Raw genomic sequence first — 13,011 nt, 5'->3', positions numbered from 1 at the left:
GGTTATTCTCCTTGAATGAGGGTCAAGTTGCTGCTGCGTTTATTTACGACCACCAAAGCCGGCGGGTTGACCTGGCCATGGATCACAAAACCGGGCCGGACCACCTCCAGGACCACCGCATCCGGCAGCGACGGATCATTGCGGGCGTCGCAAACCTGATGGCGGGAATCATCGAAAGGTCCATGCAGATCCCAGATGGCTTCAATACCCTGGGATTTCAGAAAGACGAAAAACTTGTGCGCGGCCTGCCGGAGGGATTCGTCCTCTTCGGTCCGGCTGGCGATGTACAGAACAAAGGCCTCGGCAAAGGTCAGCAGTTCCCGGCGATCCTGCCCATGGCGTTCCGCCAGCAGGGCATGCACCGCGCCCAGCTTCTGCTCCTGGGCCTCACGCAGCATTTCCAAAGCCACTCCCTGACGCCGAACCTGGGTCGCGGTCTTGCGCAGGGTTTCCTCCATGCCGCTCAGCGCCGCCTCGAGTGACGTAGCCAAAGCTTCCGTTCCCTGTCGGCATTCGTCCCGGATCAGCTCCAGCGGATCGGGCTTTTTTTTCCAAAAAGAAAACAAGTCGACAACCTCCGTAGATATGATTCCAATAACTCTGGGGATTTTCATGGATACCGGCTTCGGCCGGACTTCAACATGTTCCGAAATTTAATGGCAACTACTCAGCACACGCTCTTCCTCCGGCAATCGGTATCGGGGTCGGAATCGGGGTCGGGGTCGGGGTCGATTTCGACAACGTAGGGATGCTCTCCATGGCTTTGCTTTTCGATACCGACTCCGATACCGATTTCAAGCGGCAACACATGGCAACAACCATTTGCTGAGCAATTACCCATCAAAACGAATTTCGCCAAGAAGCACCAAGGATACGGTCCGTCATTCTGCCGTTTCTCAACTTGCCGACATATCCCTGGGCACGACGCGCAGGTACAAGTCGCCTTGCCAAAGGCCGATTTTTCGGCCTCGACCCTTGAGACGGATGGGATTGGATGGGGAAAAATCCGCAGGCAGGGTGATTTCCAGGGTTGTGGCGGGACCGCACCAACCCTGCTGGATCTGAATGCGCACGGTTTTGCCGGGCAGAAGCTGGGTACGGGGAAATGAGACGGTCTGGTGGTCGTCAAGCTGGTGTCTGAACCAGTCCTTCAGGCGGGATCTAATGGACCTGGAAAAGTCGAGTTCCAGCTTACGGGCGCCCCATTCCACGCGCAGCACCTTTCTGGCATGCTCCTCAGCCGATTCGCCCGGTTTGCCCTGCCCTGTTCCTCGGACACGGCTGTAAATGTCTTCATAAACCTGGCGGGCAAACGGGTCCTTGAGCAGGTCCTTGAGCAGATCCTCGCGCTGGTATGTGGCCTGGCGGCGATACCTGGAATGGGCTGTTTCCCGATCAGCATATTGTGTCTTGCCGAAACTTTCGTCGGTGGAGGTTCGGTCTTTTGAGGCAGATCCAGGAGGTTCGCGGCGAGGGGGCGTTGTTGTCCGCCTTGCCTCGGATCGATTTTCCAGGTGCCGGGACACCGTGATGTAGGCCTCGTTCAATTCCTGAAAGCGGCGCGACGCCTCGGGCATGTTTGGATGAAGGTCCGGATGATAGGCGAACGCCAACCTGCGAAAGGCTTTTTTGACCTCGTCGAGGCCGGCGTTTGGAGCGACCTGAAGAATTTTATAGCTGCGATCCAGAGACATGGCCAAATCAGTGGCAAGGTGCTGCTTTCCGGTGCCGGCTACGAAGCACGGCCTGAACATCGTTCATCAGCCGGACCTCCTTAGACGGGCATCCTACATGGACCTGTTCAGGGCATTCGGACTCGTGGCCGTGGAGGGTTCCAGGTCCAGATCCTGAAGATAGTCATTGCCCTGGGCGACGAACTCCGGATGGCCGGACTCGCTGTTGATGCCGGGGCAGGCATCCTGGGCCATCAGCCAGCTGTTCGCATCCACCATGTTGCCGCGAAAAAACGGCCAGGCCCGGCATACGGACGGCTTCGCGGGATGCACCGTGCACCCCTGCGCGAAAAAAATGCACCAGCCCTGTTCATTGGTGCGCAATCGGTTCTTGCCGTTGACGCTTTCCATATAGGCCGCGGCAAAAGAGGCCTGGTCCAGTTCCAAATGGCTGCAAAGCCGATGCACGTCCGAGGCATTGAGCACGATGCCGCCCTCGCCATGGCAGCAATTGCCGCAGCGCAGGCAGGTAAAGGCTTCGGGAGTCAAAACGGTAGCAGAAGATGTCAGTTTCGTCATGTAAAGGAAAGTTGTTGGTAACTATTCAGCACATACTCTGTGGTCACTCGCCAGAGTTGGATTCCGGCTTTCGCCTGAATGACATATCATACCACGTCCAAGTCAAGTCATACCGGCGAAAGCCGGCGCTATCGCTATCCAGTCCGATTTTTCTCGGATGAGCTGAGTAGTTACAGTTGTTGATGTTCGATCATCAGGCAGAGGTTTTCCACCACGAAAACCCCCGCGGCCTGCAACATGTTGCGGGCTTCAGCGTTGGAAATGCCGGACTGCATCCAGAATATCGCCGGCAGCGGATCCAGCTCAAGAACTTCCCGGGCGTGTTCCGCGCAAAACTGCGGCGCCCGGAAGACATCCACCAAATCGATGGGGTCTGGAATGTCGCTGAGCCGGGAGTAGGTCGGCAAGCCCCAAACGTCCCGACGCACGGGATGGACCGGAAAAACCTTGAAACCGCGACCGATCAGATAGCGGCCGACACGATCCACTGGCCGCCCTGACACGTCCTTGGCGCCGAGAACGGCGATCGTCTTGACCTGAGCCAATCGGGGGGCTAGCTCTGCAAGATTGAGCATGGCGGGACTCCTTGGAAGCCTTGGGCCTCGGCACGGCATTATAGGCAATGGAAATATTCAGCACCACTGACCATTCTCCTGCACCGGATTTCGGCTTTCGCCGGAATGACGAATTGGAGTAAGCCGTGTCTCGTTAGTCATACCGGCGAAGGCCGGTATCCAGATCTTTTTTCGTAACTCCTCAATAAGGCAGGGCAACCAACCACCGCGGATCCGTGCTGCCTGGATGGCGGAACGCGCCGGCCTGCGCCGGTATGACGGAGTGGAGTACCTCGAAAGCGAGTTCTCTCGGTCGTCACCCCGGCGCAGGCCGGGGTCCAGTTGTTTTTTCTATGATTCACTGCCCGGAGTTATTGAGTAGTTACCTTTTTTCCGGCTCATCTGAGTAGTTACAAGCCAATATCGCAACCGCTCACATGTGAACCGCCTCCGGAAGTGGAGTCAGGATGCGAATCAAATGAGAAGTAAGAAGCGAACTGGCTGAGTAGAGGCAAAAGGACTTTCTACCCTACGGCCCAGGGCAAGTAAACATGCCCGATAAACTGCTATTTGCCGGTGTTTTCGTCCGCGGTGATTCCTGTTAGGAAGACCCCGGGTGTTGCAGTCCAACCACGCAACTACTCAGCCGGACCAGTTCCCGGTCTTCAATCAGCTTGTGCAATCATTACCCAACCACATCAAAATCTCGCTACGGAAATGACAAGGTCAGGAGTTGAATAATGGCGAAGCAACGAATGAGTATGGCGGAAGCATTGAAACTGTGGGACGAGCAGGACGTCATCCAGCTCGGAGCTTTGGCGCACGCGCGCAGACTAGCCATGCACCCCCGACCGGTGGTTACGTATATTGTGGACAGGAATATCAACTACACCAATATTTGCGTATCGGCATGCCGGTTTTGCGCCTTCTACCGTCCCCCTGGCCACGCCGAGGGCTACGTCCTGAGTCCTGAGGAACTCGGAACCAAGGTCCAGGAAACCATGGAACTGGGCGGAAGGCAGATTCTGCTGCAGGGCGGAATGAACCCGGAACTGGGGCTGGATTATTATCTCGAGATGCTGCGGTTTCTGAAGCGGGAATTTCCCGAGGTGGCCGTGCACGGTTTTTCCCCTCCGGAAATCGTCTATCTGGCAAAGTCATCCGGATTGAGCATCGTGGATCTGGTGACCCGGCTGGCCGAAGCGGGCCTGAACTCCATACCCGGCGGGGGCGCGGAAATCCTGGTGGATCATGTTCGCGACAGGATTTCCCCGGAAAAATGCTCCGCCGGAGCCTGGCTGGAGGTCATGGCCTGCGCCCATCAGCAGGGATTGAAAACCACCGCGACCATGATGTTCGGCCACGGCGAGACCATTGAAGACCGGCTGGAGCACCTGGAGAAGCTGCGCGCACTGCAGGATAAGACCGGGGGCTTCACGGCGTTCATCCCCTGGACTTTCCAGCCCCGGAACACAAATATCGACGTGCCTGAAGCTTCCTCCGTGGAGTATCTCAAATTCCTGGCCCTGAGCCGCCTTTTTCTGGACAACATCCCGCACATTCAGGCCTCCTGGGTGACCCAGGGCCCGTCCGTCGGCCAGATGGCCCTGCTCTGGGGCGCGGACGACATGGGTTCGACCATGATCGAGGAAAACGTGGTCGCCGCCGCGGGCGTGCGCTTTCTCCTGCCGGAAGATGAACTGCGCGCCATTGTGCAGGGCGCCGGATTCACGCCGATGCGCCGGAAAATGGACTATACCTTGGTTGAGGCCGAGCAGGAATCGAGCAGGAATGAAGGAGAAAGATGATGTCGTTTGAAGCCTTGGAGTGCATTGCCAAAGAGGAATTATCCCTGCGGTGGGAACGGTGCCGGGGGCTGATGCGCACCGCCCTGCCCAGCGCGGGCGGGTTGCTCGTCTTCTCCCGCATGAATGTCTACTACTTCACCGGAACCTGGGCCAACGGCGTCTTCTGGCTGCCCCTGGAAGGCCCGCCCGTGCTGCTGATCCGGAAGGGGATCGAGCGGGTCCGGCTGGAATCGAGCGTGGAGCAGGTGTTCAGCTACCGCTCGTTTCGCGAGCTGCCCGGACTGATCAATGACGCCGGATCCGAGCTGTCGGCCGTGGCCGCAGTGGAGATGTCCGGATTGTCCTGGGCCCTGGGGCAGGGGTTGGCCAGACATCTGGAACCACATGAACTGGTCGCCGGAGACACCATCATCCACAAGACCAGGGCCGTGAAGACACCCTGGGAACTGGCCAAGATGCGTTTGATCGGCGCCCGGCACGACCATTGCCTGCGGGAACTGCTGCCCGAGCGGATTGCGCCGGGCATGACCGAGCGCGAAATATCCCTCCAGATCTGGAATGTCTTTTTCAGCCAGGGCCATCATGGTCTGTTGCGGATGCAAAACCCCGGCGAGGAAATTTTTCTGGGCCACGTCTCCGCCGGAGACAGCGCCAATTATCCCAGCGTCTTTGACGGGCCGGTGGGGTTGCGCGGCCAGCATCCGGCGATCACGCACATGGGCTATGCCGGGAAAGCGTGGAAAGGCGACGAACCGCTGGTCTTGGACGTGGGCTTTGGCCTGGAAGGCTACCATACGGACAAAACCCAGATCTACTGGGCCGGCAGGGCAGCGGAGATCCCCGAGCAGGCTCGCCGGGCGCACGACTTCTGCATCGCCGTTCAGAACTGGCTGGCGGAAAACCTGCGTCCCGGCGCGATTCCCGGCCGGCTCTTTCAGCACTGCTGGGGCTGGGCCGACCGGGAAGGCTGGTCAGAGGGATTCATGGCCCTGGGCGGAAACAAGGTTCGTTTTCTGGGGCACGGCATCGGCCTGGCCATCGACGAATGGCCGGCACTGGCCAAGGGATTCGAGGATCCGCTTGAAGAGGGCATGGTCATGGCCCTGGAACCCAAGATCGGCCTGCCGGGGCTGGGCATGGTCGGCGTGGAGAACACCTTCGAGGCCACGGCCGACGGCGGGCGCTGCCTGACCGGAAACGACTTTTCCATCATCAACGTTCAGGGAACGTGATCAGGTGACTGCGTTCAAGCCGGGCTATTCGAATTTGTCGTAGAAAATGCTGTTCGCGTCGATGCCCGCCTGTTTCAAGGCGGCGGCGCAGGAATCGATGAAATTGGATGACCCGCAGAGATAGGCTTCAAATTTCGTCGCATCGGGAATGTACTTGGGCAGGACAATGGGAACGCGGCCGCGTTCGCCCTGCCAGTTGGAGCCCTTGTCTTCCCGGGTCAGGCATGGAATGTAGCGAAAGTTGGGCAGTTCCTTTTCCAGGGCGAAAAGTTCCTCGGTAAAAAAGAGGTCGTCCTGGTTGCGACCGCTGAAGAAATAGTAGGATTCCCGGTCGTCTCCTTGTTCCTTCATGTCCCGGAGGATGCTCCAGATGGGCGCCATTCCGCTGCCGCCGGCCAGAAAAACCGCCGGCGCCTTGGTATCGCTGAGCTTGAATTCGCCGTAGGGACCGCTCAGATTGAGTTCCCGGCCTTCCTCAAGATGGTCGAAAACCCATGTGGTGCAGATGCCTTCGGGCATCCTGCGGATGATCACCTCCACATGCCGATCATCCGACGGGACCGAGGAAATGGAGTAGGCACGCATCACCGCGTCCCTTCCGAGATACTCCTGAGACTCCAACTGAATGTACTGTCCCGCCGTGAACTGGATGGTTGCCGGTTGAATCAGGGCAATTCGGAGTTCGACGATGTCGTAGGTCAATTGTCTTTTGCGAACCAGTTTGCCCTGGAAACGTTTCGCGAGGAACAATTCATCCGGGATCTCCAGCTTGATGTCCTGTCGCACCTTGACCTGGCAGGAAAGCCGCAAACCTTTTTTGATATCCTCCGATGAAAGATTGGACTCTTCCACCGGCCCAATCACCCCGCCCCCTTCCAGAACCTTGACCTTGCAATACGCGCAGGTCCCCCGCCCGCCGCAGGCCGACGGAATGAAGATCTCGTTCTCGCCGAGGCTGGAAAGCAACGGTGAACCGCCGTTCACCACCAGGGTCTTCCTGCCCTCGTTGATGTCCAGGGTGCAGGGACCGTAGTTGAGAATCCTGCGCTCGGCGAACAGCAGAAGCAACGCCAGCAAAAGCGTGACGGCGGAAAGAAATCCAACAGCGACGCCGATGGAAAAAATCATGTGGATTTGGAAGTTGCAGGTTCAGTAGAAAGGAGCATTGGCGCAATCATTGGGGTGGTTACATGAATCAATTCAGACGCTGCGTCAGATTTGGATCATACCGGAAAAACCGATAAATGCCAAAGACATGATCCCGATAATGATCAAGGTGATGCCGGGGCCGGCCAGCCCGCGGGGCAAGGCCTGCTCGTTGATCTTCTCCCGGATGCCTCCGATGATGGCGATAGCCAGGGCCCATCCGGTTCCCGCGCCAGCGCCGAAAGCCAAGGTTTGCAGAAGGTTGTAAGGCGTGCCGAGCATGAACAGGGATACTCCGAGAATGGCGCAGTTGACCGTGATCAGCGGCAGAAAAATTCCCAGGGCGTTATACAGCCCCTCGGAGATACGTTCCACCAGCATTTCCACGAACTGAACAAAGGCGGCAATAACCACGATGAACACGATCAGCCGCAGATACTCCAGTTCCAGGGGTACAAGCAGGTACTTGTAGACGAGATAATTCAAGCCCGAAGTGCAGGTGGTCACGAAGATCACCGCCGCGCCCAGCCCCAGACTGGTGTCCACCTTCTTGGATACGCCCAGCACCGAACACATCCCCAGAAAGCGGGCCAACAGGATGTTGTCCGTAAAGGCAGCGGAAATGAAAATCAACATGACCGGGGCCAGACTTGTCAGGTTTGCTGCTTCTTCCATTTGTATCTCCTCTTCACGTCGGCTCTGAAGAACCTAGTCCGGGCCGGGGCCAGTGGCAAGCTGTACCGTGGAGCGGGAGTAAGGATTAGAGAAATTCAAATTCGATCGTAACTATTCAGTAAATGCTGATTTAAAACCGGGAACTGGTCCGGCTTGCCTTGATTTTGTGGTCTCGCATGTCTGACTGAGCCAGGATTCGTTCATCGAACCATTGCCGGACGCTTGGAGCACCAAATGTTGTTTATTCGCGCAATGGTTCGATGTTACGAAGCCTGCGAAGGAGTTTGCGAGGCCACAAAATCAAGGCAAGCCGGACCACAGTTGAGTAGTTACATTCGATCGGGCAGTTGCCACACAAATTATAAGATGTTGACAGACAGGGACATTGCTTGCAGTATCAGCGGCCCGCGAATGGCAATCGGCGAGTATTTCTCATTTATGCAAGCACTCAGCTCATCCGAATAAAAAACGGACTGGATACCCGCCTTCGCGGGTATGACTGATCCGGAGACAGCATTGAAAACAAGTCATTCCCGCGAAGGCGGGAATCCAGGTCATGCTTGCTACAAGTTTTGAAAAGCTAACCTTTCCCGATCTGAAGCTGAGTAGTTACTCTATCATTTAAAAGATACACTTATGACATCACAAAACATGCAGGCCGTGTTCACTCCGGAAGTACTCGAGCAAATTTTCCCGCCTGAACGCAGCCATGACTTTTTTGAAGCCCTGTACGGGGATGCCGATGATGCGGCATTTGACATCAAACTGGCCTTTGCCGGCGCACAGGGCGATGACCTGCAGTTTGAATTCTTGCTGGTCCAGCGCCCCGGCAAGTGTCTGGCCTGCAACCTGACCTACGGCCTGCCCACGGTTTTTTCCCGCCACCCGGTGATCAATGTCCGCAAAATCCTCGAAGACGTGGCCCAGGCACTTGACCTGCCCGGATCCCGTTTTCAGTGGAAGCTGGGCCAGACCGAGCCCAGGCGCCAGGATCTGCATGCCATCCCCTTGAAGTTCACGATTCAGCCTGAATGACCCGGGCCGTGGAGCGGTAGGCAGACCAGGGCCTTTTTTCCAGCTCGCAGGGGCCGTACGCGGATCAGTTCGCGCACATTCCCACCGGAAGATTCCGGTTCAAGTCGGCAGGGCACATAGTACTCGCACATCCCCTGCCCCGGCCCACCGCCTTCCACGACCATGGTCAGTTCCTGCTGTCCCACAAGATCGGTCCAGAACTGCCTGCGTTTCGCGTCCGCCAGGGAACGCAGCGCCTTGGCTCGCTCGTGGCGAGTGCTTTCCGGCACCTGGTCGACACGCGCCGCGGCCGGAGTTCCAGGCCGTGGCGAGAAGGGAAAAACGTGAGCGTAGGTCAGGGGCAACGCCGAGCAGAAATCATAAGTTTCCCGAAAATGGTCTTCTTCCTCTCCGGGAAATCCTGTCAATAAATCCGCTCCCAGGGCAAACGGCGTGACATGTCGTCCCAGGTCCCTGCAGAAATCAAGAATGGAATCGGGTCGATAGTGCCCCCGCCCCATGCCGGCCAGAACGGCTTCGCTGGCGCTTTGCAGCGAAAGGTGCAGATGCGGGCAGACCATGCGCGATCCGGCGATCACGTCCAGCGCCTTTGTTCCCAGCATGGCCGGATCCAGAGAGCTGAGCCGGAATCTGGCCCGGCCGGTCCATTGCGGGGCAAAAGCTTGTTCCAACTTCCGCACCAGATCCCAAAAATCAATCCGTTCGTCCAGCCCCTGCCCGTAAAGCCGCAGGTTGATGCCGATCAAGCTTATCTCCCGGTATCCCGAAGCCAGCAGATTGCCCACTTCTTCCACCACCGCTCTCGATTCCCGGCTCCGTGCCGCCCCCCGTGCCAGGGGCACGATGCAGTAGGTGCACCCATGGGAGCAACCGTCCTGAACCTTCACCTGGGCTCGGGCGCGCTGAAAACGGCTGATTCCGGCGAGCATGCTGCCATGATCAGCCTGTGACAAATCACCCTCAGAAAGCGGCCGAGGCCCGAGCAGGAGCTGTTCGCGGTCCTTCAGTCCGATAACCCTCGATACGCCGCGCAGAGAGGCCAGCTCCGACGCAAAGGTCTGAGCGGCGCAACCGGCGATCACGATCTCGGCATGCGGGGCCGCCCTGTGCAACGCGGCCACGGTTTTGCGCAGATCCGCCACGGCCTTGGCGGTCACGGCGCAGGAATGGATCAGGATCACTTCGGCCTGTGAGGAATCTGCAACCTGCACATGCCCCTGTCGTGTCCAGTGTTCCAGAATGACCTGGGATTCATATTGATTGACCTTGCAGCCGAAGGTGGTCAGGTAGAATTGCATGGATTGTCTGGTTCTGCAGTATGGTCGTTGGCCGTCTGTTCAGGAGCTGATCACTCCCCCAGCCAAGACTTGGCCCTGGGTGGAGTAGATCACGCCGATCTGGCCGGGGACGGCGGGCTCGCGGGGTTCGGAGTATGACAGGGCGAGAGCGTCGGGCATGGATGATGACTCTGGGTCGTTTGCCGGAGCCGATGTCGAAGCCAGGCTGACTGGATCAGGTCGTTGGCGGTACCGGGTCTGCAGGAGAACCTTGCCGGACCATTGCGTGAGCGGAACAAGGACGTTGACGGACTCCAGCCGACAGGCGTCGCTGAGCAGTCTGGTTCGTTTACCCACGACCAGGCGGTTGGCGGCCATGTCCTTGCGCAATACGTACAGGGGTTCGCTCCAGGCGATATCCAGGCCCTTGCGCTGGCCAACGGTGTAGCGCCACAAGCCCTTGTGTCGACCGATGGTTCGCCCGTCCTCAAGAACAATGGGCCCGGGCGGCGGCAGGTCCGCAAGCCGCCGGACCAGAAAATCCCGGTAGTCGTCGGAAATAAAGCAGACCTCCTGACTTTCCCCGGGCAGAGGCGGGGTCAGTCCGAGGCGATCCAGTTCCGGAAGGACGTCCTGCTTGCGATGGTCTTCCAAGGGAAAAGCCGCATGTTGGAGCTGTTCCGGGGAAAGCAGAGACAAAAAGTAGCTCTGGTCCTTCGCCTTGTCCGCGCCCCGCCAGAGTTCGACGCGACTGTCCGTGCGAGTCAGGCGGGCGTAATGGCCGGTGGCCAGAGTGCCTGCCCCCTGTTCACGGACGGCGTCCAGAAGCAGGCCGAATTTGATCCGGACGTTGCACCAAGCGCAAGGGTTGGGCGTGCGGCCCCGCAGGTAGCTCTGGATGTACGGCGCGACCACCAGATCCTCGAACCGTGACCGCAGGTCCAGGACCTGGAATGGAACGCCCAAGACGCGGCAGTTTTTCCGCAGTCCGTCCAGGACCACGGGATCGGTCTCAGAGGCCAGCAGGGCGTGGACCGCGACGAGGTCGCGCTCCCGCTGCCGAAGCAGGGCCAGGGCCAGCAGACTGTCCCGGCCCCCGCTGACGGCCACGGCAACAATCATCGGATCAGGGAGGACACTCCGGTGGGCAGAGGCAGCCGGGGCAGGCGGCTTTCCAAAACATGGCCCACCTGAAGCAACAGATCCTCCCGAAAGGCCGGACCGAGGATCTGCATCCCCACCGGCAGGCCGCTGCGTTTGCCCAGTCCCACGGGCAGACTCAGTCCGGGAAGGCCTGCCAAATTCAGGGAGATGGTGAAGATGTCGGTCAAATACATCTGCAGCGGATCAGCGGTCTTCTCGCCCATGCCGAAGGCCGTCGTCGGCGTGACCGGTCCGCAGATCACGTCGCACTGCTCAAAGGCCGCCAGGAAGTCCTGCTGGATCAGGCGGCGGACCTGGGCGGCCTTCTTGTAGTAGGCGTCGTAATAGCCCGAGGACAGCACGTAGGTGCCGAGCATGATTCGCCGCTGAACCTCCTCGCCGAAGCCCTTGGTGCGGGAATTGCGGTACATCTCGATCAAATCAAGAGCATCCTTGTCCCGATAGCCGTAGCGCACCCCGTCGAACCGGGCCAGATTCGAGCTGGCCTCGGCCGTGGCCACGATGTAGTAGGCCGCCACGGCATAGGGCGTGTGCGGCAAAGAGATTGGCACGCAGGTCGCGCCCAGTTCCTCGGCCAGGGCCATGGCCTGCCGGCAACCCTCGGCCACGTCCGGCTCCAGGCCGTTCTCGCCCCAGAACTCCTCGGGCATGCCGATGCGCAGGCCGGAAAGATCGGTGCGCTCGGCCAACAGGGCCGGATAATCCGGTACGGGCCGGTCGGCGCTGGTGGAATCCTTGGGATCGTGGCCGGCAATGACGCGCAGCAGCAATGCGGCGTCTTCAACGCTCAGGGTCATGGGCCCGATCTGATCCAGGGAAGAGGCGTAGGCCACCAGGCCGTAGCGGGAAACCCGGCCATAGCTGGGCTTGAGCCCCACCACTCCGCAGAAGGCCGCGGGCTGGCGGATGGAACCGCCGGTGTCCGTGCCCAGGGCGGCGAAGCCCATGCGCGCGGCCACGGCCGCGGCCGAACCGCCGCTGGAACCGCCGGGAACCGTGTCCAACTTCCAGGGATTGGCGGTGGTGGTGTAGGCGGAATTTTCCGTGGAAGAGCCCATGGCGAATTCGTCCATGTTCACCTTGCCCAGAATGACGGCCCCGGCTTCACGCAGCCGGGTCACGGCCTCGGCATCGAAGCAGGGCGTGAAGTTGTCCAGCATCTTGGAGCCGCAGGTGGTCCGCATGCCCCGGGTGGTCAGCACGTCCTTGACGGCCAGGGGCACACCCCACAAGGGCTTGCTTGCCAGGATGTCCGGCCCTGGGCTGACGCGGTCCATTTCCCGAGCCTGGTTCAGGGCCTGCTCATCAGCCCGGGTGACGAAAGCGCGAATGGACGGTTCCAGGGCGTCCATCCGGTCCAGACAGGAACGAACCACGTCCTCGACCCGGACTTCCCCGGCGGCCAGTTGCCGACGAATCGCGGCCATGGTGTGCAGATGAAGTTCAGACATGCAAAGTGACCTTAACGTGTTATTGTTTTGAATTGAATGGAAGTGTGAACGTTACTACTCAGCTAATCCAATGGTCAGGATGATTAACCACGAAGAGCACGAAGGACACGAAGAAAGGATTTCGTGCGGATAATTGCGATGTTCAGTGCGGTATCAAGTGTTTCGTTTCCTGTCTTCACTAAGTGCTCTTCGTGCCCTTCGTGGTGATAAAATCGACATGAAATCAGAAAAACAAATGTAACTATTCAGTTCATCCGGAGGATGATCATTCACCAGCACTGGATTCCGGCGTTCGCCGGAATGACTTATCAAGGCAAGCTGCATCTATACAGTCATACCGGCGAACGCCGGTATCCAGATCTTTTTCGCGGATTTGCTGAATAGTTACAAACAAATCTACATCAGATTTTGTCGAGT

12 protein-coding genes are annotated in these 13,011 nt (G+C 58.8%); 3 read left to right on the top strand and 9 right to left on the bottom strand.

Going from position 1 to position 13,011, the window contains the following annotated elements:
* Positions 1 to 2 precede the first annotated feature (2 nt).
* The 4 genes from grpE to ACYQ15_RS18325 form a co-directional block, all read right to left on the bottom strand.
* Complete coding sequence (gene grpE / locus ACYQ15_RS18340; RefSeq protein WP_459938942.1) at positions 3 to 614, bottom strand: nucleotide exchange factor GrpE; 612 nt, start codon at positions 612 to 614, stop codon at positions 3 to 5.
* A 282-nt stretch (positions 615 to 896) separates the two neighbouring features.
* The gene (locus ACYQ15_RS18335) at positions 897 to 1,754 is read right to left on the bottom strand and encodes a J domain-containing protein (RefSeq protein ID WP_459938941.1); all 858 of its coding nucleotides are present in this window, start codon (positions 1,752 to 1,754) and stop codon (positions 897 to 899) included.
* Between the two features lie 33 nt (positions 1,755 to 1,787).
* Positions 1,788 to 2,252, bottom strand: coding sequence for a YkgJ family cysteine cluster protein (locus tag ACYQ15_RS18330; RefSeq protein ID WP_459938940.1), 465 nt, complete (start codon positions 2,250 to 2,252; stop codon positions 1,788 to 1,790).
* Positions 2,253 to 2,422: 170 nt separating this feature from the next.
* Positions 2,423 to 2,827 carry a CoA-binding protein gene (locus ACYQ15_RS18325; protein ID WP_459938939.1) on the bottom strand — a complete coding sequence of 135 codons (405 nt, stop codon included), beginning with the start codon at positions 2,825 to 2,827 and terminating at the stop codon, positions 2,423 to 2,425.
* Between the two features lie 719 nt (positions 2,828 to 3,546).
* Between ACYQ15_RS18325 and mqnC the strand changes: the two genes are divergently transcribed.
* The gene (gene mqnC / locus ACYQ15_RS18320) at positions 3,547 to 4,614 is read left to right on the top strand and encodes a cyclic dehypoxanthinyl futalosine synthase (protein WP_459938938.1); all 1,068 of its coding nucleotides are present in this window, start codon (positions 3,547 to 3,549) and stop codon (positions 4,612 to 4,614) included.
* Positions 4,614 to 5,846: a M24 family metallopeptidase gene (locus ACYQ15_RS18315; protein WP_459939618.1), complete on the top strand. Its 1,233-nt coding sequence runs from the start codon at positions 4,614 to 4,616 to the stop codon at positions 5,844 to 5,846. The genes mqnC and ACYQ15_RS18315 overlap by 1 nt, the downstream gene beginning before the upstream one ends.
* Before the next feature lie 24 nt (positions 5,847 to 5,870).
* Here the strand turns inward: ACYQ15_RS18315 and ACYQ15_RS18310 are convergent, their stop codons facing one another.
* Together ACYQ15_RS18310 and ACYQ15_RS18305 are read right to left on the bottom strand one after the other, a co-directional pair.
* Entirely contained in the window at positions 5,871 to 6,974 is a 1,104-nt protein-coding gene (locus ACYQ15_RS18310; protein ID WP_459938937.1) for an NADH:ubiquinone reductase (Na(+)-transporting) subunit F, read from the bottom strand.
* A gap of 84 nt (positions 6,975 to 7,058) precedes the next feature.
* Positions 7,059 to 7,667, bottom strand: coding sequence for an electron transport complex protein RnfA (locus ACYQ15_RS18305; protein ID WP_459938936.1), 609 nt, complete (start codon positions 7,665 to 7,667; stop codon positions 7,059 to 7,061).
* A gap of 636 nt (positions 7,668 to 8,303) precedes the next feature.
* Here ACYQ15_RS18305 and ACYQ15_RS18300 point away from each other — a divergent pair.
* Complete coding sequence (locus ACYQ15_RS18300) at positions 8,304 to 8,702, top strand: pancreas/duodenum homeobox protein 1 (protein ID WP_459938935.1); 399 nt, start codon at positions 8,304 to 8,306, stop codon at positions 8,700 to 8,702.
* Here ACYQ15_RS18300 and ACYQ15_RS18295 read toward each other — a convergent pair.
* Genes ACYQ15_RS18295 through gatA form a run of 3 tightly spaced genes read right to left on the bottom strand, consistent with a single transcriptional unit; the run spans position 8,690 to position 12,594 of the window.
* Positions 8,690 to 10,000: a MiaB/RimO family radical SAM methylthiotransferase gene (locus ACYQ15_RS18295; protein WP_459938934.1), complete on the bottom strand. Its 1,311-nt coding sequence runs from the start codon at positions 9,998 to 10,000 to the stop codon at positions 8,690 to 8,692. The two genes, ACYQ15_RS18300 and ACYQ15_RS18295, sit on opposite strands and share 13 nt — an antisense overlap.
* Before the next feature lie 39 nt (positions 10,001 to 10,039).
* Positions 10,040 to 11,089, bottom strand: a complete 1,050-nt coding sequence (mnmA, locus tag ACYQ15_RS18290; protein ID WP_459938933.1) for a tRNA 2-thiouridine(34) synthase MnmA — start codon at positions 11,087 to 11,089, stop codon at positions 10,040 to 10,042.
* 8 nt (positions 11,090 to 11,097) lie between these two features.
* Positions 11,098 to 12,594 (bottom strand): Asp-tRNA(Asn)/Glu-tRNA(Gln) amidotransferase subunit GatA, encoded by a 1,497-nt coding sequence (gene gatA, locus ACYQ15_RS18285; RefSeq protein WP_459938932.1) that lies wholly within the window; start codon positions 12,592 to 12,594, stop codon positions 11,098 to 11,100.
* Between the last annotated feature and the right edge of the window lie 417 nt (positions 12,595 to 13,011).

The sequence above is a fragment of the Desulfonatronum parangueonense genome (assembly GCF_054656975.1).
Note: the sequence above shows the minus strand (reverse complement) of the source record. Positions and strands in the feature narration are given on the sequence as shown.

Bases quoted from the DNA above. Each gene is read 5' to 3' on its own strand.
- ACYQ15_RS18315 (WP_459939618.1), top strand. From the start codon at position 4,614: ATGTCGTTTGAAGCCTTGGAGTGCATTGCCAAAGAGGAATTATCCCTG.
- ACYQ15_RS18330 (WP_459938940.1), bottom strand. From the start codon at position 2,252: ATGACGAAACTGACATCTTCTGCTACCGTTTTGACTCCCGAAGCCTTT.
- grpE (WP_459938942.1), bottom strand. From the start codon at position 614: ATGAAAATCCCCAGAGTTATTGGAATCATATCTACGGAGGTTGTCGAC.
- ACYQ15_RS18310 (WP_459938937.1), bottom strand. From the start codon at position 6,974: ATGATTTTTTCCATCGGCGTCGCTGTTGGATTTCTTTCCGCCGTCACG.
- ACYQ15_RS18335 (WP_459938941.1), bottom strand. From the start codon at position 1,754: ATGTTCAGGCCGTGCTTCGTAGCCGGCACCGGAAAGCAGCACCTTGCC.
- ACYQ15_RS18300 (WP_459938935.1), top strand. From the start codon at position 8,304: ATGACATCACAAAACATGCAGGCCGTGTTCACTCCGGAAGTACTCGAG.
- gatA (WP_459938932.1), bottom strand. From the start codon at position 12,594: ATGTCTGAACTTCATCTGCACACCATGGCCGCGATTCGTCGGCAACTG.
- mqnC (WP_459938938.1), top strand. From the start codon at position 3,547: ATGGCGAAGCAACGAATGAGTATGGCGGAAGCATTGAAACTGTGGGAC.
- ACYQ15_RS18305 (WP_459938936.1), bottom strand. From the start codon at position 7,667: ATGGAAGAAGCAGCAAACCTGACAAGTCTGGCCCCGGTCATGTTGATT.
- ACYQ15_RS18325 (WP_459938939.1), bottom strand. From the start codon at position 2,827: ATGCTCAATCTTGCAGAGCTAGCCCCCCGATTGGCTCAGGTCAAGACG.
- ACYQ15_RS18295 (WP_459938934.1), bottom strand. From the start codon at position 10,000: ATGCAATTCTACCTGACCACCTTCGGCTGCAAGGTCAATCAATATGAA.